We start from the raw sequence: 20004 nt of genomic DNA, 5'->3' as shown, positions 1-20004 counted from the left end.
GGCGCTTTGGGTAGAAGGGGCGGGACGAGAAGTCTCCCACGGTCTGTACTGGTCAGAGTCAGAATCGAGTCTGTAGTCCCGCCCACCCCTTCAAGTCTAAACATACAAGCGAGCCTGCTCGCGAAGGGAGCAACCCGCTCTACAGCGGCAGATGCCCCAACGGCAACGCCCCCGGCGTCTTCACCGTGTGAATCGCAAAGTTGCTGCGAATGTCGCTCACGCCCGGCAGCTTCAGCAGGCAGCCGCTGAGAAAGCGGTCATACGCGCGCAAATCCGGCACCACTACCTGCAACAGAAAGTCCGACTCCCCCGACACCAGGAAGGCCGAGATCACCTCCGGCAGCGCCGTGACCGCTGCGTAAAAGGCTTCGGCCTGTTCATCGTTGTGGCGTTCGACCTTGACCCCGACAAACACCGTCAGCCCCAACCCTACCTCATCGCGATCCAGGTTGGCCTGGTAACCGCGAATCACCCCGGCCTCCTCCAGCATCCGCACCCGGCGCAGGCACGGTGACGCCGACAGGCCGATCTCGTCCGCCAACTCGACGTTGCTCAACCGTCCGTTGCGCTGCAGGGCGGCGAGAATCTTGCGATCAAAGGCGTCGAGTTTCATGGTTGGCAGATCCTGATGGTCAAGGCGTAAAAAGAAAGCAGGTTATGCCAATCACAATGCTTTTTGAAGCTGACTTCGCAAGCACCTGCCCTGACCTTGCGTCATAGACTTGGCTCACCGAATCGATAACGAAAGGGCGGCGACATGGCAAATATCGGGTTGTTTTTTCTGGCACTGGCGGTGGTCTTCCTGTTGCCCGGGCCGGACATGATCCTGCTGCTGCAAACCGGTGCCCGTCAGGGTCGTGGCGCGGCACTGGCGACTGCCGTGGGTCTGGCGATTGCCCGGGGCTGTCATGTGGCGTTGGCGGCGTTGGGTCTGGCCGCGCTGTTCAAGGCAGCGCCGTGGACGTTTGATCTGGTGCGTCTGGCGGGCGCGGCGTACTTGCTGTGGATCGGCGTTCAATGCCTGCGCAGCACGTTGTTGCCGAACCTCACTGCAACTGCCGTGACGGACACCCAGGGACAATGGCGCGAGGCGATTCGCCGTGGCCTGCTGACCAATCTGCTCAACCCCAAGGCCTTGCTGTTCTGCTCGGTGCTGTTGCCGCAATTCATCGTCAATGACGGCGCAGCGGTGCTGACCCAGTTTGCCACCCTCGGCGGGTTGCTGGTGGGCATCGGGCTGCTGTTCGACAGTGCCTATGCCCTGACCGGCGCGGCGCTGGGCCGTTGGCTGCAACACAGTCCAACCGCCCAACGCGTTCAGCAATGGCTGTTCGGCAGCCTGCTGATCGGCTTCGCCGTACGCCTGACGTTTATTCAGCAGGCTTAGGGTTTGCGAGTCTTGCGCCGACGACTGAACAACACCAGCGCGCCAGCACTGATCAACAACAGGACACCGACCACCGGCCACTTGTACGGACGCAACGAATCGCGCACCGCGTCGGTCACCTGGGTCACGTAACGCTTGTCGGCGTTTTCAAAATCCGGATAGGGGCACTGATTACCAAAGTCCACCGCCCACGGCACGTACGGGCCTTCATTGACGTAGCGTCGATACAGCGCGCTCTGCTCTTCCAGGCTGCTGTTGAAACCGGCGGCGTTACACAACACCGCAGCAAACGCCTGGCTGGTGTGCGGTAGATTATCAGCGGCCCGACTGGCCAGCGCGGTCGCGACAAAACGGTAGTGATAACGCTCGTCCGGCTGCGCTTCACTGGCTTTCTGGCGCTTCACTTCGTCCTCGGCCACCAGCGGCCCGACTTTCAGCTCGGTGTTTTCCAGGCTGTAGTTGCCGCCAAACGTGGCGTAGTCCGGCGCCATCTCGTAGCCGAGAATATCCATGCCCCACTCGCGTGCGGTCCACGCCGCGTTGTACAAGGCGCTGGCGCGTCTGGTCGGCCACCACGCAGCGTCGGCCTTCATCCGTTGCTCGCCGTACAGACGGGCCTTGTGCTGCAGATCGGGATTGTCGAAATAGCCGACCGCTTCCTCGTAATGACCCTCGCGCAGCAAGCGCCGGCCCAGTAGATTGCGCAGGCTGGCGGCGACCGGTAGCGGCACGTAGTTGTCGCGTTGCTGCTGAGTCAGCGCCGGTGGCGCCGGCACGTTGTCATCGACGTAGCGCTTGAGTTCATCGACCGTCAGCACGCGCTCGGCCACCGTCGCTGCGTCGAACCAATAGATGCTGTTGCTGCGATACAACTGCACGAACGCTTGCAGGTATTCACCGCGTTGCAGCGCGAGAATCGCGCTCTCACCCTCGACCCGGCATTTCGGCTGAACGGTTTCAAAGTCCCAGTCCGGAGTACGCCGGTAGCCCCAATCTTCGCTCTGCGGGAAAGCCTGCGCGGCTTTGGCATAAGCGGCCGCCGCGGCATTTTTATCGCCGTCACGCACGGCCAGTTTGGCCCGCAGCCACCACGCCAGTCCGCCGTCACCGGCGTTTTCAAGAAAGGCCTTGGCGCTGGCGTAATCACCCTGTTGATAGTTCATCGCCGCCAGTCGATCGGCGTTTTCCAGGCTGCCACGGGTGCTGTTCTGGAGCAGCTTGATCAGTTTTTTCTCGTTCGGCGGCTGCTCGTCGAATGACCAGCCCATGCGGCTGATCAACGAAGCGGTAACCAGTTGCTGCACGGCTTTGCGCTCAAGCAGCTTGGCCAGTTGCGGCTCAGGCAGTTCGGCCAGCTCATTCATCAGTTGTTTCAGCGAGGTGTAACCCACGGCCGAGCCGTGCAGGTTCTGCGCCTCATACAGTTCGATGGCGCCGCTCCAGTCGCCGGCGTTGCGCAGCACCCGCGCCTCTTCACCGAGGCTGGCCACACCGAGTTCCAGCGGATCGCTGAAGCCATCGATGCTCAGTTGTCGGGCCTGACGGAAGGCTGCGCGTGCGTCCTCCAGCACTTCGATGACATCGCCCGCCTCGGCACTCATGGCAAACCAGGCACGCCCGAGGGAATACGCCGTCCAGGTACTGCGCAGCGGACGCTGATCGGCCGGCAGGGCCAGCACTTTGTTGAAATATTCGATCGCCAGCGGATGATCGCCGGTGGCAAACGCCACCGCGCCGGCCACGTACAAGCGGATTTCCGCTGGCAGACTGGCGCCTTGCGCCTCGACCTGACGCGCATCAGTCAGACCGCGCAGCTGTTTGACCAGCGCCTGTTGCTCGGCGCTCAGACCGAACTGCTCGGCTTTTTCGCGCACCGCAGCAGGCTCGTTCTCGTCGCCGTACAGATCGTCGGGATTGTGCGTCGCCGCCGTCACGTTCTTCAGCCCGGCAATGGTCTTGCCCAGGCGGCTGATCTCGAAGTTGAAGTTGCCCTCCGGCAGCTCGGCCAGGCTTTGCCCGCGATTGTCGAGCAGGCGCATCGGGAAGTCCGGGCCGCAGGCCAGCGCCGAACCCAGCGGCAGGCTGAGGCTCAGGCAGAGCAGATGGCGGGGCCAGTTACGGGTCAACATGCGAACCTCCTTGATCAATAGATGCACAGCGCGCCCAACCGATGGCGCGCTGGCCACCCGCCGGCAGACGACCGTCGCGCAGGCGGGTGAAGGTAAGCAGATCCGCGCTCTGTTGCAACGAGTAACCGGCGAGCGCATCGGCGCCTTCGCAAGCGCTGGCCTTGACGGTGATGCGCGTGGGCCAGGCACTGTCGAGGTTTCCGACATTGCGCAGGGCAATGTCTTGCAGGCCATCGTGGTCGCTGAACGTCAGGCCGAGCCGGCTGCTCAACGCATCGCCACGGGCCACGGCGCTCAACGTGGCCAGGCTCCAGGCCCGACGATCATTGGCCAGCGGCAGGCGAAACCAGATCAGCCCGGCCAGATGTTCCGGCGGGTCCTCGCGCAGCGCTTTTGCAAGTCGGCTCAGTTGCAACGGATCGGCGAGCAGTTCCCGGCGTTGCCCTTCACGTTCGATCGGTACTTCGCTTTCCACCACCGGGGCACCGTCGGCATCCGGCAGCAGCGCCACGCCATAGGCCGGCAGCGCCAGATAGAACGGTTTGCTGCTGATTTTGCCCCAGGCGCTGGCCCAGCGCCGAGCCTGCTCGGGGTCGAACAAGCCGCGTCGCGGATCGCTGACGGCGTGCACCTGCAGCACGCTGCTGTCGACTGTGGCCAACAACGCCGGCAGCTGTGAACTGCCGAGCCACGCCGGCAGCGCGGTGATGCTCAGCGGCAACGATGCGGGCAACGCGGAGCGCAGATGTGTCAGGAATTCGATGTATTCCGGCAGACGCGCATTACCCGCATCATGGTCGATCTCGACGCCACCCAGGGTCAGCCCCTGCGCCTGCCAGTTGGCGACAACCTGAAAAATCCGATCCGTGACCTGTGCCTGATCCAGCCCCTTGAGCTGACCATCGAGGCGAATCACCGCAATCAGTGGCCGGCCATCGTGCTGGAGCAACGGCGCATCGATACGCGCACGATGCCAGCCGTCATTAGGGAACGCCTGCAAGGCCAGCACACGCAAGGTCGAGAAGTCCTCGCGGCTGTCTTTCAGCGCGAGCTCATGGGCGGACGTCCACTGGCGTTGCCAGACGTAAAGTTGCTGATCGAGGGCGGGGGCGTCATGCCGCTCGCAAGCAGCGAGCAGCAGCGCCGCGATCAAAATCGAAAAGCCGAACCGCATCAAATGCCTATTCCCTGCCGGTACAAAAATGCAGGGTACACAAATCCCTGTAGGAGTGACTCAGGGCTTGCGGGCAATGATCACCTGACTCTTCGCCACCACCGCGTCCAGCGCCTGCTTGATCTGCGCACCCCGGGGCGAATCGAGCACCGCTTGCCAGGTGTTGGCCCAATGCTCGAGTAACGGGTGATCCGGGTTGCTGAAATCGACCTTGGCTTCCCAGAACAGCAGCATCCACATCGACCAGTAAAACCCGTACTGGCTGTGGCTGATGATCTCCAGCCCGGCGTCGCTGACCATCGTCTTGAACTGCTCTTCACTGATGATGCGAATGTGGTTGGGCTTCCGGAAATACTCCGGCGCCGCAATGTCCTTCTGCAAATCTTCAGAGCTTGGGTGCGGCACGCTCAACAGGTACAGAGCACCGGACTGGCCGACCCGCACCAGCTCGGCAAGAAACTGCGCCGGGTCGTCGACGTGTTCGATGACTTCGGTGGAGACCACCCGGGTGGCGGTGCCGTCGGCAATCGGCAACGGATTGCAGTCGGTGACATGGCACTCGACGCTGCGCGCCGGGGTATCGCTCAGGCGCTGGCGAGTCGCCTCGACCTTGGCGCCATCGATGTCGGCAATGATGATCTTCGCCCCGCGCATGCCGCAGAAATGCACGTTGCCGCCGTCACCACAGCCGACATCGAGCAAGGTGTCATCGGCGGTCACCGGGAAGCCCTTGAACAGCTCACCGGTCTCCTGATTGAACCAGCCGCTGAGCTTGGCATCGTAGAGGCCGAGCATGTACGGATCGACCTTGTCCGCCACCGGGGCGGCAGGTTGCGCGGGGGCCGGTGCAGGCGTCGCCGCCGTGAGTTTTTTCAAGATGCTCAGCATGAGGTGGCTCCGGGAGTTGAAACGGCGGTTCGGGACGTATCGAGGCGCCGCACCAGAGCAGCACCGCGATTACGCATCGGCATTTCGATGACGCGGTAGTTCAGCTCGCTGAGCAGCACGATCAGGCCGCAGGCGATCAGCAAGGTGAGAATCGGGTGCCCGGCCGGGCTCGGCAGACCGGCAGCCTGCAAGCGGAAAATCAGCTCCCGCACCAGCAGGTAGGCCGGGATATGAATCAGGTAAATGCCGTAGGAGCGACTGCCGATCCACGCCATCAGCCGTTGCAGGTGGCCTGCCGGCAGCAGGTAATCGCGGTTGTACGAGGCGATCCACACCAGCAGCGCACCGAGTACGGCGATCGAGCCGATGCGATAAGGCGCGAAAGTGAAACGGTCGGTGGCCATGAAACTCATCAGCAGTGCCACGCCGATCAGCACTGACACCCCGGCCCACGGTCGCCGCAGAAACGTCGGCTGCCAGCGCTGGTAAGAAGGTTGCGCACTCCACAGCGCCAGCAGCACGCCGAGCGCCAGCGCATCAGTGCGCACCACCATCAGCAACGGCGTGCGCAGGGTGAACAGTTGCACCGCGACCAGCGCCAGCAAGGCCCAGACCAGATGCTTGCGGCACAGCACAATCAGCAGCGGGAACAGCAGGTAAAACTGCTCCTCCAGCGCCAGGCTCCAGTAAACGAAACTGCTGCCGTATTCGTAATGAAAGAAGCTGTCGGCAAAACGGAAGTTGGCGTACTGCAACACCCCCGCCAGCGTCGCCTGCAGGTTGGCGTGCAAGCTGCCAAAGGCACCGGAGCGGTTGAGAAACACACACGCCAGGAGAATCAGCGCCAGCCACAACCAGGCCGACGGCAACAGGCGAAACACCCGCCGCAGCCAGAAATTGCGCGTCTGCTGCCAGCACTCCTGACGCGTCGTGCAGCCTTGCAGCGCAGGAATCAGACTGCGCGCAATGACAAAGCCGGAGATCGCGAAAAACAGATCGACGCCCCACCACGGTTGCGCCCAGCCGTGGATGTTTTCCAGCAGCGGCACGCTGTCAGTGAACAGGCTGCCCTGCAAGTGATGGAACAACACGCCGAGGACGGCGACCGCGCGCAGCACCTCGATGTCCATGATTCGCCTGGCACTCATGGCTGACTCCCGGCGCGTGCTTCGCCAGCCAGTGGTTTGCGGGCGATGATCACCTGACTTTTGGGCATGAAGCGGTCGAGCATCTGCTTGATTGCCAGGCCATCGGGCTGCGCCAGCAGGTCTTGCCAGGTACGCGCCCAGCTCTCCATCAGCGGCGGGTACGGCGCCTGAATCCGGTCGCGCACCGCGCCACCGAGGTCACGGCCGGCAGCGCGCTCGCTGGCCCAGAAGAAGATCATGCCCATCACCCAGAAGAACCCGCTGGCCTGTCGATGCTCGATCACCAGCCCGGCGTTCTCCACCAGTTCGGCAAAGCGCTGCTCGGTGAAAATCTGCACATGATTAGGCGTCTGGTAATAACTGGCCGGGGCGATGCCCTGTTGCAGGTGCTCACCCACCGGTGCCGGCACACTCAGCAGGTACTGCGCGCCCGGGCGGCCCATGCGCACCAGTTCGGCCATGAACGGTTCCGGCTGATCAATGTGTTCCAGCACTTCCATGCACACCACTTTGCTCGCGCAACCGGCGGCCAGCGGCAATGGCAGGCTGTTGCTGACCAGCCCCAGATTCGGCTTGGTGCTCTGCGCCTCAACCTGCTGCGCCAGATCACGAACTTTGTCATGTTCGCTGTCGGTGAAGATTACCGAGGCGCCCTGTCGCACCGCGAACAGCGTCGCCACGCCCTCGCCACAACCGACGTCGAGCAAGGTGTCGTCAGCGGTGATCGCGAAGCCCTTGAGCAATTCACCACTGTCGGGCAAAAACCAGCCGTCGAGGATCGCGTCATGCAACCCCACATCCCGTGGCGAAACCTGGCCGGGCGGCTCAGGTGCAACAGGCAAGGGCGCGGGACGCAGGCGTGCAAGCAGACGCCGGATCATGCGCTCGCGGCTTCCACGGACAACGCTTTGATGGCTTGCGCACGCTGGGCAAAAAACGTCCGCAGACGCTCCTCAGCGCTCGCCTGACTGCAGAATTTCTGCAGGTTGTGCACGGCATGTTCGGACATCCGCGCGTAGCGCTCGACATCGTTTTTCGCCACCGCATAACTGTCGCGATACGCCGCGCACAGTGAGTCCCAATCGGTCATGTAGCGCAAGGTGCGATAGGCCGCCCGTGGGTCATGGGGCCAAGCCGTCAGCTCCTCGGTGGAAGCGACGATGAACGCGTTGTCGCTGTCGACGTAATCGGCCATCGCCGTGTTCAGCGGCGCAATTGCCGGTTTGCCACAGGACATGAACTCCATCAGCGGCAGGCACTGGCCTTCGCCATAGGAGCTGTTGACCACATAGCTGGTGGCCTGCACCAGTGCCTCGTAATCGGCGTCCGCCAGATACCCGTGAATCAGCACGATCCGGCACTGGTAGGACTGGTTCTTGTACAGGTGATGCAGCATGTCGCTCAGGGCATTGGCGATGTCATGGTGCGTGAGCTTGAGCACCAGGGTCGCATCGGCGACCTCACGGAACGTGGTGCAGAAGGCACTGAGCATGTCCTGCCAGTTCTTGCGCCCGTCATACGGGTTGAACACCGAGGTGTAGACCACGCCGTCCAGTTGCAACTGGCAGTCCTGCGGCGGCCCGGCAAACGACAGCGGCGTGCCTTCGCACAACCCGGGCGGACCGTAGGGGCGCAGATCCACCGTGCGGCTGTCGAGCAGCAGACCGCGCAGCTTCAACTGCACCGCTTCGACCACTGGCTGCTTGCGTAACTGCGCACCGCGGGCGGCGAAGCGATCCCACACCGGCGCGGGAATCGCGCAGATCGGATAGTCCGCGCCCATCACCTCACACACGGCGTCAACGGTAAAACTCGAATGGGTAATCGCCATGCCGCAGGCGTTCAACACCACGCGCCAGTCGTGACGCGGTTCGCCGTGCCAGCTCTCGGTGGGGATGGTGCTGAACTCCCAGGCAAATACCGGGATGGTCGGGCAGGCGTAATGAATCGGCGTGCGATGCGGCGGCGAGAACGACAGAAACACGCATGCCTCGCCACGGCTCAGGCAATCGAAGTACAGGCGATCGACCAACTCGTCCGGGTTACTCACTTCTATCACTTGCCCGAGGCGCTCCAGCACCGGGCGGAATTCCTTGAGGACAAAGTAGTAGCTGTATTCGGGCCGGCCAAGGTTCTGCTGGATGTTGCTCTTGTTGGTTTCGGAATGAATGATGATCAGCATGATGCAGCCCCCGCCTCGGCGATCAGCTCTGGGCTTGCACTCGGCGTCAGTTGAAAAAACTGCGCCAGACGCTGCTGCACTGGAGCAAAACTGCAGTACTCGCGCATGCGTTCATTGGCCGCCAAGGCCATGGCCTGATAGGCCTGTGGATCGTTCTTGGCCATGGCGTAACTGTTTTCATAGGCGGTTTTCAACGAGCCCCAGTCCGGGCGATGGCGCAGGGTGCGGTAGAGGATCCGCACATCGTCCGGCCAGATGGTCGGCTCACGGCTGGACTTGACGATGAAACCGACACGCTCGTCGATGTAGTCATGCATCGCCGTATGGTCCGGCGCAATCACCGGACGCGCGCAGGACATGAACTCCATCAGCGGCAGGCACAGCCCTTCGCAGCGCGACGCGTTGACGTAGAAACTGGCCGCTCCGTAAAGCCTGGCGAACTCTTCGTCTTCCAGATAGCCGTGCATGACCAGCACCCGGCATGAGAACGGCGACAGCTGCGACAACAAGGTGATCAGGTGCACGTAATAGGTCGCCAGATCGTTCTGCGTCATCTTCAGCACCAGCGTGGCATCTTCGACGTCGCGCATGGCCCAGCAGAAAGCCGTGATCAGGTGATGCCAGTTCTTGCGCCCGTCTTCGGGATTGAACACGCTCACGTACACCACGCCGCTGACCTCGGCCTGCAGCGTGGCGCTGGTGTCCGGCAAGCAGGCCTGTGGGTGCTCGGCCACCGTCGGTGCTTCGACAGTGACCGCTGGCGGCAACGGTTCAGGGGCTGGCGTACGCAACCGGAAGAGCTGGCGGCGCAGAGCGACCGGCAGCAAATCGCGAACGGCTTCGCGATACCACTGCAGCAGGTTGTGCTTGAGCAGAAACAGCGGTCGGTGTTCGTTGGAGGCCGCTGTCGCTCGCCAGCCTTCGCGCAAGTAATGCTTGGTGATGAATGCGCGCCGGCGCAGGGTCAGTTCCGGTGGTGGTGGGACAGGTTCGGACGGCGCAGCGACGTCGACCGGCTCGCTGGCCTCCACTGCCGGCTCGTTGGGCGTGGGTGCAATCAACCCATCGGCGGACAAGCCGAGGGCTCGGCTGTCGATGATGCAGCCCTTGATCTGCAACACCGCCCCTGGGTTCACCGCAGCCGGCGGGAACTGCCGACGCACCCCGGCGAAGCCTTCCCACAAAGGCGTCGGCAACACCAGGACCGGGAAATCTTCGCCCATGGTCCGGCGAATGGCCTCTGCGGTGTGGCTGGACAAGGTGATCGCCCGACCGTGACGGGCCAGGATCCGGCTCCAGTCATGACGGGCATCTTCTTGATGAGGGTCGACCGGGATCGAGTCGTACTCCCACGCAATCACGCAGACCACCGGACATTGCAGGTCGGTCGGGGTTTTATGCGGCGGAGCGAACGAAAGGAAGAGACAATCCTGACCGGCCAGTTGCAACTGGCGGTACAGCGGGTCGACTTCCGCCGCCGACGACACCACGTGCACTTGCCCAAGGCTTTCCAGCACAGGACGGTAGGCCTTGAGCACGAAGTAATAGCTGTATTCCGGACGCCCCAGGCTCTGGCTGATGGAGCGGTCGTTGACGTCCGAGTAAAGAATGAAATTCATGGCATCCCACGGTGCAACCACCATCCCGGCGGTTTCACGCTATGACGGCCAAGCGCTGGAGCGAGTCGGGATCACCGCTGCTCGTCCTTCGTCATGGAGCTCGTCTTCGTTCTTGTTTTAGTGGCTGGTTTCACCCTGTTGCGCAACAACCCCGGCGAACCTGGGGAGATGGCGACGATGGCCATTCTAAACACATCCGTCGCGAATCCGGGAACCGCCCGACGAGAATAAATCAGGCTACGCTGACGAGAACTGACCGGTCACGGTTTGCGCTGTTGAAATTGCTGCGCATTTGGCACAGATTGGTAACAAACAACTACAACAACGACTTCGCCTGCCGTCATGTCGGTCTTTTCATCCGGCCTGACAGACTTCTCCTCAAAGCCTGTGGGAAAGTGGCGAAAGTTAAAGACCAAGGGGTCGCTGTTTGAAAAAGCGTCTGTTCATCACGGGCCTCAGTGGATTCGTGGGACAACATCTCCAGTCGCGTCTGGCTCAGCCGGACTCGACATGGGAGCTGCTGCCTGCCGCTGCACCCTACGATCTCACGGCACCTGCCAGTCTCGTCGACCTGTGGCCACAATTGCCCGACGCGGTGATTCATCTGGCCGGCCAGACCTTCGTTCCCGAAGCCTTTCGCGATCCGGCCCGCACCCTCGAAATCAATCTGCTCGGCACCCTCAATCTGTTACAGGCGCTCAAGGCGCGCGGTTTCCAGGGGACTTTCCTGTATGTCAGCTCCGGCGACGTTTATGGTCAGGTTGCCGAAAGCGCCCTGCCCATCACCGAACTGCAACCGCCCTGCCCGCGCAATCCCTACGCCGTGAGCAAACTGTCGGCGGAATTTCTCTGCCTGCAATGGGGCCTGAGCGAAGGCTGGCCGGTGCTGGTGGCGCGGCCGTTCAACCATATCGGCAGCGGGCAGAAAGACAACTTTGTCATCGCCAGTGCTGCACGCCAGATCAACCGCATCAAACAGGGCCTACAAGCCGCGCAACTGGAAGTCGGCGACATTGACGTCACGCGCGACTTCCTCGATGTCGGCGATGTGATCTCGGCGTATTTCGCTCTGCTGGAAAAGGGCACGCCGGGGCAGGTCTACAACATTTGCTCGGGCCGCGAGCAAAGCATCCGCAGTCTGATCGAACAGCTGGGCGACCTGGCCGAGATCGACCTGCAACTGGTGCAGGATCCGGCGCGCATGCGCCGTGCGGATCAGCGCCGCGTTTGCGGCAGTCACGCAAGGCTCGCCCAGATCACGGGATGGACGCCGAAAATTTCAACACAACAATCCCTGCGGGCGATCCTGTCCGACTGGGAGCAGCGAGTACGACAAGAATGAAAAGTGCACTGATCACAGGGATCACCGGCCAGGACGGCGCTTATCTGGCCAGACTGCTGCTCGACAAGGGCTACAAGGTTCACGGTCTGGTCGCACGGCGCAGCAGCGATTCGCGCTGGCGCCTGCGCGAGATGGGCGTCGAAGGCGACATCGTCTATCTGGACGGTGACATGGCCGATGCCTGCTCGGTGCAGCGCGCGGTGATCAAGTCGGCGCCGGACGAAGTCTACAATCTGGCTGCGCAAAGCTTCGTCGCCGCTTCCTGGAATCAGCCGGTGACCACCGGCATCGTCGATGGCCTGGGCGTGACCCACCTGCTCGAAGCGATCCGCCAGTTCAGCCCGCACACGCGTTTCTATCAGGCCTCCACCAGCGAAATGTTCGGTCTGATCCAGGCCGAGCAGCAGGACGAGAACACCCCGTTCTACCCGCGCAGCCCCTACGGTGTGGCCAAACTCTACGGCCACTGGATCACCGTCAACTATCGCGAAAGTTTCGACCTGCACGCCAGCAGCGGCATTCTGTTCAATCATGAATCGCCACTGCGCGGCATCGAATTCGTCACTCGCAAGGTCACCGACGCCGCCGCCCGCATCAAACAGGGCAAGCAGCACGAACTGGCCCTGGGCAACATCGACGCCAAGCGCGACTGGGGCTTTGCCGGCGACTACGTCGAAGCCATGTGGCTGATGCTGCAGCAGGACAAGCCTGACGATTTCGTGGTCGCCACTGGCGTCACCACTACCGTGCGCGAGATGTGCCGCATCGCTTTCGATCACGTCGGTTTGAACTACCGCGACTACGTGAAGATCGACCCGGCGTTCTTCCGCCCGGCCGAAGTCGAAGTGCTGCTCGGCAACCCGGCCAAGGCGCAGCGCGTACTGGGCTGGAAGCCGAAAACCGATCTGGACACCCTGATCCGCATGATGATGGATGCGGACATGAAACGCGTCGCCAAGGAGTAGGTCATGCTGATCCCCGTGATTCTGTCCGGCGGTGCCGGTACTCGTCTGTGGCCGGTGTCCCGCGAGGGCCATCCCAAACCGTTCATGACCTTGCCCGACGGCCAGTCGCTGCTGGGCAAGACCTACCAGCGGGCGGCGGCATTGCTTGAAGGCTGGGGTGACATTGTCACGGTGACCAACCGCGAATATTACTTCCAGAGCAAGGATCACTATTGCGCCGCCCATGTGTCGAGGCATCGCGGGCACTTCCTGCTGGAGCCGACCGGGCGCAACACCGCCCCGGCGATTGCCGCCGCCGCCCTGTCGCTGCAGGCGCTGCACGGTGACGACGCGATCATGGTGGTGATGCCCGCCGACCATTTGATCGTTAATCAGCAAGCCCTCAAGAGCGCCGTCGAACACGCGGTCAACCTGGCGAAGGACGGTTATCTGGTGACCTTCGGCGTGCTGCCGACCGCCCCGGAAACCGGCTTCGGCTACATCGAGACCGGCGCACCGCTGGACGCCAAAGGCGCAGCGAAAGTGCAGCGTTTCGTGGAAAAACCCGACCTGCAAACCGCCTCCCATTACCTGGAAAGCGGCAACTTCCTGTGGAACTCGGGCATGTTCTGCTTCACCACCGCGACCCTGATCAACGAACTGCAATTGCACGCGCCAGAGTTGCTGGAACAGACCCGCGCCTGCATGGACGCCAGTGCCGCGGTGGAAACCGTCGGCTGCCTGCAACAGGAACTGTCGCCGACACTGTTCGCTGAGATCACCGACATCTCCATCGATTACGCGTTGATGGAACGTTCAGAAAAAGTCGTGGTGGTGCCCGCCGGTTTCGACTGGAGCGACATCGGTTCGTGGGGCGCGGTGGCGGCGCTGGTGCCGGCCGATGCCGACAACAATCGCGCCAGCGGCGAAGCAGTCTTCATCGACAGCCACAACAACTTTGTGCAGAGCGAAGGCCGACTGGTGGCAACGGTGGGTGTAGATGACCTGATCATCGTCGACACCGCCGACGCGGTGCTGGTGGCCCATGCTGATCGCGCCCAGGATGTGCGACGCGTCGCCAAACATCTCAAGGACAAATCCCACGAAGCCTATCGCCTGCATCGCACGGTCAGCCGTCCATGGGGCACCTACACCGTGCTCGAGGAAGGCCCGCGCTTCAAGATCAAGCGCATCGTGGTCAAGCCCGGCGGCAAGCTGTCACTGCAAATGCACCATCACCGCAACGAACACTGGGTGGTGGTCGAGGGCATGGCCAAAGTCACCAACAACGGCAGCGGCACGCATCTGGTGGCCAAAAACGAATCGACATTCATTGCCGCCGGACACCGGCATCGCCTGGAAAACCCCGGGGTGATCGACCTGGTGATCATCGAGGTGCAAAGCGGCGAATACCTCGGTGAAGACGACATCGTGCGCTTCGAAGACCAATACGGCAGGACGGTTTGATGCTGCTTTCCCTGTACCGCTCGCTGCGCAGCTACCGCGGATTCATCCTCGGCAGCGTCAAGCGGGAGTTTCAGGCGCGTTATCGCAATTCGCTGTTCGGCGCGCTGTGGACCGTGCTCAACCCGTTGTCGATGATCGTCGTGTACACGGTGATCTTTTCCCAGATCATGCGCGCGCGCCTGCCGGGGGTCGAAGACGGCCTGGCTTACAGCGTGTACCTGTGCGCCGGTCTGCTGACCTGGGGACTGTTCGCGGAAATCACTTCGCGCAGCCAGAGCATGTTTCTGGAAAACGCCAATCTGCTGAAGAAAATCAGCTTCCCGCGCATCTGCCTGCCGGTGATTGCGCTGCTCAACGCCGGGATCAACTTCGCGATCATTCTCGCGCTGTTCTTCGGTTTTCTGCTGATCAGTGGACGCCTGCCCGGCATGGCCTTGCTGGCGCTGATTCCGCTGTTGCTGGTGCAGGTGATCTTCGCCGCCGGGCTGGGGATGATCCTCGGCATTCTCAACGTGTTCTTCCGCGATGTCGGGCAGATGTTCGGCATCTGCCTGCAGTTCTGGTTCTGGCTGACACCGATCGTTTACCCGCTCTCGATCCTGCCGCCGGGCATCCAGCACCTGATCAGCCTCAACCCGATGACGGCACTGATGACCAGTTACCAGAACGTGTTCCTCTACAACCAGTGGCCGGACTGGCCGTCACTGCTGCCGTTGCTGATCCTCGGCCTGCTGTTCTGCGCCATGGCCCTGCTCCTGTTCCGGCAACGTGTCGGCGAAATGGTGGATGAACTCTGATGGGACATATACGCGTCAGCGGCCTGGGCAAGGCCTACAAGCAATATCCCAATCGCTGGAGCCGGTTGTTCGAGTGGCTGGTGCCGTTTTCCGGCACCCGACACCACTTGCACTGGGTTCTGCAGGACATCGATTTCGAGATTCAACCCGGTGAAGCGGTCGGCATCGTCGGGGTCAACGGCGCGGGCAAAAGCACGCTGCTGAAGATGATCACCGGCACCACGCAACCGAGTTGCGGGCAGATTCAACTGCAAGGCCGCGTCGCCGCCCTGCTGGAACTGGGCATGGGGTTTCACCCGGACTTCACCGGCCGCCAGAACGCGTTCATGGCCGGCCAGTTGTTGGGCATGCAGGTCGAAGAGATCGAAGCGCTGATGCCGCAAATCGAGAGTTTTGCCGAAATCGGCGAAGCCATCGATCACCCGGTGCGCACCTACTCCAGTGGCATGCAAATGCGCCTGGCCTTCAGCGTTGCCACCGCCCGACGTCCAGACATCCTGATCGTCGATGAAGCACTGTCGGTGGGCGACGCCTACTTCCAGCACAAAAGCTTCGAGCGCATCCGCAACTTCCGCAAGGCCGGTACCACGTTGCTGATCGTGTCCCACGACCGCTCGGCGATTCAGTCGATCTGCGACACCGCGATCCTCCTGGAGAACGGCCGCCTGGCCATGCGCGGCAAACCCGAAGAGGTCATGGACTACTACAACGCCATGCTTGCCCAGCGCGAAGGCCAGATCGTGCGCCAGGAAATGCTCGCCAACGGCCAGGTGCAGACCATTTCCGGGACGGGTGAGGCGGGGATTGTCAGTGTGCGTCTGCTCGACGCTCAAGGGCGCAGTCTGGAAGTGGCGGAAGTCGGCCAGCCGGTGGTGCTGGAAGTTCAGACCGCAGTGCGCGAGGACATCGAACGGCTGGTGCTGGGCTTTCTGATCAAGGACCGCCTCGGCCAGGCGATCTACGGCATCAATACCCATCGCCAGGACCAGGCAATCAGCGACCTGAGCGCCGGTGAGCAGGTGACGTTCCGCTTCGCCTTCGACATGCGCCTGGGCAAGGGCAGCTATTCGGTGGCGCTGAGCCTGTCGCGCCTGGATTCGCATCTGGATCGCAACTTCGAATGGCGCGATTACGGTCTGGTCTTCCACGTCATCAACAATCGTCAGGAAGACTTCGTCGGCTGCTCGTGGCTGCAAGCCCGGACCGAGATCAGCCGCTCCAGTGAAAACACCGAGCAACTACCTGACAGGGAAATCTCGCAATGACACGACTGTTGGTGGAGTGCACCTACGTTTTCGAACACCCGTCCGCCAACTCGGGCATTCAACGGGTAGTGCGCAACGTCATTCAACAGTTGCCCGACGCCGACCGCGAGCGTGAATGTATCCCGGTGGTGATGCTCGACGGCGCTCTGTATCAGGTTAAAAGCCTGGCGCCGATCAAAACCCCGAAAATCAATCTGACCAGCCTGCGGGTGAAGCTCGAACAATGGGCCAACGGCTTCTGGCTGCGCCATCGCGCTCTGGAACGACGCTGGCCTTTCAGCCGGTCACATTTCACCCGGCGAGTGTTGTACGTACTCTGCCGACTCACCGCGTTCGCCTGTTTCAGCCTGCCGATGCGCGTGCTCGGGCGCCTGCTCAAGGGCAAGCCGGTGCCCGAGCGCTGCGTGCCATTGCAACATCAGGCCGGCGATCAACTGGTATTGCTCGACTCGTCCTGGCACGCCAACTTTTTCCCCTTGGCCGAACAACTCAAACGCGACGGCGTCGGTATCGTTTCGGTGATCTACGACCTGATCCCGCTGACCCATCCACAGTTTTGCGACGCGGGTCTGGTCAAGGTGTTCAACGACTGGTTCGACTGGATCGCGCGCACGGCTGATGGCTATGTCGCGATCTCGACCACCATCCGCGATCAGGTGCGCCAGGAGATGCTGCGCCGGATCGGCACGCAACAGGTGCAGCAGCGCTGGTTCGATTATTTCCACCTCGGTTCCGAACTGGACCTGACCGACGCCGCAGCGGAGGTCGATCGCAACCTGCTGAACCTGTTCAAGACCCCTGAACCGGTATTCCTGATGGTCAGCACCATCGAGCCGCGCAAGAATCACGCCTACCTGCTCGATGCCTTCGAACAGGCCTGGGCTGCCGGCTCCAGGGCGCGCTTGTGCATTGCCGGGAAAATCGGCTGGAAGTGCGAGGCGCTGATCGAGCGAATCCGCCAGCATCCACAACTGAACCGTCGCCTGTTCATGTTCAACTCGCTCTCGGACAAAAGCCTTGAGCACGCCTATTCCCACGCCACGGCGCTGGTATTCCCGTCGCATGTCGAAGGGTTCGGCCTGCCCCTGGTGGAAGCCATGCAGCGCGGGCTGCCGGCGATGGCCAGCGACATCCCGGTGTTTCGCGAAATCGGCGGCGATTACATGGCGTATTTCGATCTGCACAACCCGCAGAGCCTTACCGACCTGGTGCTCGGGATGGAGCGCTCGGGGCAGTTTCCGGCGCCCATGAGCCTGGACCAATGGCGCTGGCTGAGCTGGCGCGAAGCAAGCGCGCAACTGGTGCAGCGCATCGAGCGCAACCTGAACCATCCACTGCCCGCATCCGAAGGCCAGCATGCGCATTGCTCTTAACGCGCGGATTCTTCAGGCGCCACGCACCGGCATCGGCCATTACGTCGCCGAACTGGTCCGCGCCTTGCGCGACACAACCGATGTCGAGGTGGCGTTGTTCCACGGCTGGGGCTGGAGCTCGGCCTTGCCGGAAGCGGCCATGCCCGGCTACTCGCGCCTGACGCCACTGTTGCGGCAGATCCCCGGGGCCTATCAGGCACGGCGCTGGCTGGAGCAGAAACGTTTCGATCAGGGCCGTGCGCAAGGCATCGATCTGTATCACGAGCCAAGCCTGTGGCCGCTGGCCTTCGACGGCCCGACCGTGATCACTCTGCACGACCTGACCCACCTGCACTTTCCTGACAGCCAACCGGCGGCGCGTCTCAAGGAAATCGAACGGCGCCTGGCGGCTGGCGTGCAACAGGCGCAACGGATCATCACCGACTCGCAGGCGATAGCCGACGAGGCGCAGGCTTGTTTTGGTCTGCCGGCCGAGCGTTTCGTAGTGGCGCCACTGGGGGTAGCCGAGCGTTTTCATCCACGGGAGTCGCATGCCATCGAGGCAGTGCTCAAGGCGCATGCCGTCGCCGCGCGCGAATACTTCCTGTGTGTCGGTACCCTGGAGCCACGCAAGAATCTGAGCCTGGCGCTGCGTGCCCACGCCCTGCTACCGGAGGCCGTGCGCCAGCGTTTTCCGTTGCTGATCGTCGGCATGGCCGGTTGGCAACAGGCCCAGTTCAGCGACGAACTGCGCCAGGCCCTGGCCTCAGGGCACGTTTGCCTGCTCGGCTATCTGCCGGATGAACAGGTCGCACAACTGCTGGCCGGCGCCCGTGCGCTGGTGTTTCCGTCGCTGTATGAAGGCTTCGGGTTACCGGTACTGGAAGCCATGGCCAGTGGCACCCCGGTGATTCTCACCCGTTCTTCAGCCATGCCGGAAGTCGCCGGCCCGGCAGGCAACTACATTGAGTCAGACGATGCACACGGCTTGCGCGATGCGCTGAACCGCCTGATCGACGATCAAGCGCATTGGCAGGCCTGCCGAGAAGCCGGATTGCACCGGACGCGGCTATTTTCCTGGGAACGTTGCGCACAGGCCACCGCCAGTGCCTACCGCCAGGCCATGGGAGGCTGAATGCGAGTTCTTCATTTCTTCAAGACGTACCTGCCAGATTCGGTCGGCGGCATCGAACAAGTGATTTTCCAGCTCTGCGAAAGCGGCGCGCATCACGGCATCGACGGCCAGGTGCTGACCCTCAGCGCTGACCCGTCCCCGCCGGTGGTGCAACTGGGTCAACACGAAGTGCATCGCGCCAGACTCGACATCCAGTTCGCCTCCACCGGTTTTTCCTGGAGCGTGTTCAAACAGTTTCGCGAACTGGCCGCCGAAGCCGATGTGGTCAACTACCACTTCCCGTGGCCGTTCATGGACTTGGTGCATTTCGCCAGTGGCATGAACAAACCGAGCGTGGTGACCTATCACTCGGACATCATTCGCCAGAAGCATCTGCTCAAACTCTACCGGCCGCTGATGAACCGCTTCCTCTCCAGCGCCGACCGGATTGTCGCGGCCTCACCGAACTATCTGCACACCAGCGATGTGTTGCAGCAGTTCCAGGACAAGACCCGGGTGATTCCGTACGGTTTGAACAAGGCCGGTTATCCACAGGCCGACCGCGAGCGGATGAATCGCTGGCGCCAGCAGCTTGGGGATAAGTTCTTCCTGTTCGTCGGGGTCATGCGTTATTACAAGGGCCTGCATATCCTGCTCGACGCGTTGACGGATGTGGATTATCCGGTGGTGATCGTCGGCGCCGGGCCGCTCGAGCTGGAGTTGCACGCCCAGGCTGCCGCGCTGGGTTTGCGCAATATCCACTTCCTCGGGCGCCTGGGCGATGAAGACAAGGTCGCCCTGCTGCAACTGAGCTACGCCATCGTGTTCCCGTCGCACCTGCGTTCCGAAGCGTTCGGCATTTCGCTGCTCGAAGGCGCGATGTACGGCAAACCGATGATCTCCAGCGAAATCGGCACCGGCACCAGCTACATCAATATCCACAACGAAACCGGGCTGGTGGTGCCGCCGAGCAATCCACAGGCGTTTCGCGAGGCGATGCGCACCCTCTGGGAAGACCCCGAGCGTGCGGCGGCCATGGGCGTCAAGGCCGAGGCGCGCTACCGGCAGCTGTTCACCGCCGACGAAATGGGCCGCAAGTGGACCGAGTTGTACCAGGAACTGCTCGAAGAAAAGGCCCTGTCCTACGCCTGACCCGCCACAACACCGATCCCCTGCGGCAGCTCCTACAGGGGGGC

Annotated in this window: 17 protein-coding genes; 9 read left to right on the top strand and 8 right to left on the bottom strand. The window is 62.2% G+C overall.

Annotation, left to right across the window (positions count from 1 at the left end; genetic code table 11):
* Window positions 1-139: 139 nt before the first annotated feature.
* Window positions 140-613, bottom strand: coding sequence for an Lrp/AsnC family transcriptional regulator (locus tag ACU680_RS23730; protein WP_007960832.1), 474 nt, complete (start codon window positions 611-613; stop codon window positions 140-142).
* Between the two features lie 144 nt (window positions 614-757).
* Between ACU680_RS23730 and ACU680_RS23725 the strand changes: the two genes are divergently transcribed.
* The gene (locus ACU680_RS23725; protein WP_448180650.1) at window positions 758-1387 is read left to right on the top strand and encodes a LysE family translocator; all 630 of its coding nucleotides are present in this window, start codon (window positions 758-760) and stop codon (window positions 1385-1387) included.
* Here ACU680_RS23725 and ACU680_RS23720 read toward each other — a convergent pair.
* The 7 genes from ACU680_RS23720 to ACU680_RS23690 are packed head-to-tail and all read right to left on the bottom strand — an operon-like array spanning window position 1384 to window position 10527.
* Entirely contained in the window at window positions 1384-3516 is a 2133-nt protein-coding gene (locus ACU680_RS23720) for a hypothetical protein (RefSeq protein WP_448180649.1), read from the bottom strand. The two genes, ACU680_RS23725 and ACU680_RS23720, sit on opposite strands and share 4 nt — an antisense overlap.
* The gene (locus ACU680_RS23715; RefSeq protein WP_448180648.1) at window positions 3503-4690 is read right to left on the bottom strand and encodes a DUF3142 domain-containing protein; all 1188 of its coding nucleotides are present in this window, start codon (window positions 4688-4690) and stop codon (window positions 3503-3505) included. The genes ACU680_RS23720 and ACU680_RS23715 overlap by 14 nt, the downstream gene beginning before the upstream one ends.
* A gap of 60 nt (window positions 4691-4750) precedes the next feature.
* Window positions 4751-5578, bottom strand: coding sequence for a class I SAM-dependent methyltransferase (locus tag ACU680_RS23710; protein WP_448180647.1), 828 nt, complete (start codon window positions 5576-5578; stop codon window positions 4751-4753).
* A complete protein-coding gene (locus ACU680_RS23705; RefSeq protein WP_448180646.1) occupies window positions 5572-6726 on the bottom strand; it encodes an acyltransferase family protein in 1155 nt (384 codons plus the stop codon). The genes ACU680_RS23710 and ACU680_RS23705 overlap by 7 nt, the downstream gene beginning before the upstream one ends.
* Window positions 6723-7607 carry a class I SAM-dependent methyltransferase gene (locus ACU680_RS23700; protein ID WP_448180645.1) on the bottom strand — a complete coding sequence of 295 codons (885 nt, stop codon included), beginning with the start codon at window positions 7605-7607 and terminating at the stop codon, window positions 6723-6725. Before ACU680_RS23700 ends, ACU680_RS23705 begins: the two co-directional genes overlap by 4 nt.
* Window positions 7604-8908, bottom strand: a complete 1305-nt coding sequence (locus ACU680_RS23695; protein WP_007960812.1) for a glycosyltransferase — start codon at window positions 8906-8908, stop codon at window positions 7604-7606. The genes ACU680_RS23700 and ACU680_RS23695 overlap by 4 nt, the downstream gene beginning before the upstream one ends.
* On the bottom strand, window positions 8902-10527 hold the full coding sequence (locus ACU680_RS23690) for a glycosyltransferase (protein WP_400761908.1): 1626 nt from the start codon (window positions 10525-10527) through the stop codon (window positions 8902-8904). Before ACU680_RS23690 ends, ACU680_RS23695 begins: the two co-directional genes overlap by 7 nt.
* 427 nt (window positions 10528-10954) lie before the next feature.
* On the opposite strand from ACU680_RS23690, the gene ACU680_RS23685 reads away from it, so the two are divergent.
* Genes ACU680_RS23685 through ACU680_RS23650 form a run of 8 tightly spaced genes read left to right on the top strand, consistent with a single transcriptional unit; the run spans window position 10955 to window position 19960 of the window.
* A complete protein-coding gene (locus ACU680_RS23685; protein ID WP_448180644.1) occupies window positions 10955-11869 on the top strand; it encodes a GDP-mannose 4,6-dehydratase in 915 nt (304 codons plus the stop codon).
* Complete coding sequence (gmd, locus tag ACU680_RS23680; protein WP_367082185.1) at window positions 11866-12834, top strand: GDP-mannose 4,6-dehydratase; 969 nt, start codon at window positions 11866-11868, stop codon at window positions 12832-12834. The genes ACU680_RS23685 and gmd overlap by 4 nt, the downstream gene beginning before the upstream one ends.
* A gap of 3 nt (window positions 12835-12837) precedes the next feature.
* Window positions 12838-14280, top strand: coding sequence for a mannose-1-phosphate guanylyltransferase/mannose-6-phosphate isomerase (locus tag ACU680_RS23675; RefSeq protein WP_367082187.1), 1443 nt, complete (start codon window positions 12838-12840; stop codon window positions 14278-14280).
* Window positions 14280-15077 (top strand): ABC transporter permease, encoded by a 798-nt coding sequence (locus ACU680_RS23670; RefSeq protein WP_448180643.1) that lies wholly within the window; start codon window positions 14280-14282, stop codon window positions 15075-15077. Before ACU680_RS23675 ends, ACU680_RS23670 begins: the two co-directional genes overlap by 1 nt.
* Window positions 15077-16342: an ABC transporter ATP-binding protein gene (locus ACU680_RS23665; RefSeq protein WP_367082189.1), complete on the top strand. Its 1266-nt coding sequence runs from the start codon at window positions 15077-15079 to the stop codon at window positions 16340-16342. Before ACU680_RS23670 ends, ACU680_RS23665 begins: the two co-directional genes overlap by 1 nt.
* Window positions 16339-17715 (top strand): glycosyltransferase family 4 protein, encoded by a 1377-nt coding sequence (locus tag ACU680_RS23660; RefSeq protein WP_007960799.1) that lies wholly within the window; start codon window positions 16339-16341, stop codon window positions 17713-17715. The genes ACU680_RS23665 and ACU680_RS23660 overlap by 4 nt, the downstream gene beginning before the upstream one ends.
* Window positions 17699-18829, top strand: coding sequence for a glycosyltransferase family 4 protein (locus ACU680_RS23655; RefSeq protein WP_448180642.1), 1131 nt, complete (start codon window positions 17699-17701; stop codon window positions 18827-18829). The genes ACU680_RS23660 and ACU680_RS23655 overlap by 17 nt, the downstream gene beginning before the upstream one ends.
* Window positions 18830-19960, top strand: coding sequence for a glycosyltransferase family 4 protein (locus tag ACU680_RS23650; RefSeq protein ID WP_448180641.1), 1131 nt, complete (start codon window positions 18830-18832; stop codon window positions 19958-19960).
* Window positions 19961-20004 lie beyond the last annotated feature (44 nt).

It is taken from the genome of Pseudomonas sp. LF020, assembly GCF_053456425.1.
The sequence above is the reverse complement of the archived record's forward strand: the minus strand, read 5'-3'. Positions and strand labels throughout refer to the sequence as shown.

Bases quoted from the DNA above. Each gene is read 5' to 3' on its own strand.
- ACU680_RS23730 (WP_007960832.1), bottom strand. From the start codon at position 613: ATGAAACTCGACGCCTTTGATCGCAAGATTCTCGCCGCCCTGCAGCGC.
- ACU680_RS23725 (WP_448180650.1), top strand. From the start codon at position 758: ATGGCAAATATCGGGTTGTTTTTTCTGGCACTGGCGGTGGTCTTCCTG.
- ACU680_RS23720 (WP_448180649.1), bottom strand. From the start codon at position 3,516: ATGTTGACCCGTAACTGGCCCCGCCATCTGCTCTGCCTGAGCCTCAGC.
- ACU680_RS23715 (WP_448180648.1), bottom strand. From the start codon at position 4,690: ATGCGGTTCGGCTTTTCGATTTTGATCGCGGCGCTGCTGCTCGCTGCT.
- ACU680_RS23710 (WP_448180647.1), bottom strand. From the start codon at position 5,578: ATGCTGAGCATCTTGAAAAAACTCACGGCGGCGACGCCTGCACCGGCC.
- ACU680_RS23705 (WP_448180646.1), bottom strand. From the start codon at position 6,726: ATGAGTGCCAGGCGAATCATGGACATCGAGGTGCTGCGCGCGGTCGCC.
- ACU680_RS23700 (WP_448180645.1), bottom strand. From the start codon at position 7,607: ATGATCCGGCGTCTGCTTGCACGCCTGCGTCCCGCGCCCTTGCCTGTT.
- ACU680_RS23695 (WP_007960812.1), bottom strand. From the start codon at position 8,908: ATGCTGATCATCATTCATTCCGAAACCAACAAGAGCAACATCCAGCAG.
- ACU680_RS23690 (WP_400761908.1), bottom strand. From the start codon at position 10,527: ATGAATTTCATTCTTTACTCGGACGTCAACGACCGCTCCATCAGCCAG.
- gmd (WP_367082185.1), top strand. From the start codon at position 11,866: ATGAAAAGTGCACTGATCACAGGGATCACCGGCCAGGACGGCGCTTAT.
- ACU680_RS23675 (WP_367082187.1), top strand. From the start codon at position 12,838: ATGCTGATCCCCGTGATTCTGTCCGGCGGTGCCGGTACTCGTCTGTGG.
- ACU680_RS23670 (WP_448180643.1), top strand. From the start codon at position 14,280: ATGCTGCTTTCCCTGTACCGCTCGCTGCGCAGCTACCGCGGATTCATC.
- ACU680_RS23665 (WP_367082189.1), top strand. From the start codon at position 15,077: ATGGGACATATACGCGTCAGCGGCCTGGGCAAGGCCTACAAGCAATAT.
- ACU680_RS23660 (WP_007960799.1), top strand. From the start codon at position 16,339: ATGACACGACTGTTGGTGGAGTGCACCTACGTTTTCGAACACCCGTCC.
- ACU680_RS23655 (WP_448180642.1), top strand. From the start codon at position 17,699: ATGCGCATTGCTCTTAACGCGCGGATTCTTCAGGCGCCACGCACCGGC.
- ACU680_RS23650 (WP_448180641.1), top strand. From the start codon at position 18,830: ATGCGAGTTCTTCATTTCTTCAAGACGTACCTGCCAGATTCGGTCGGC.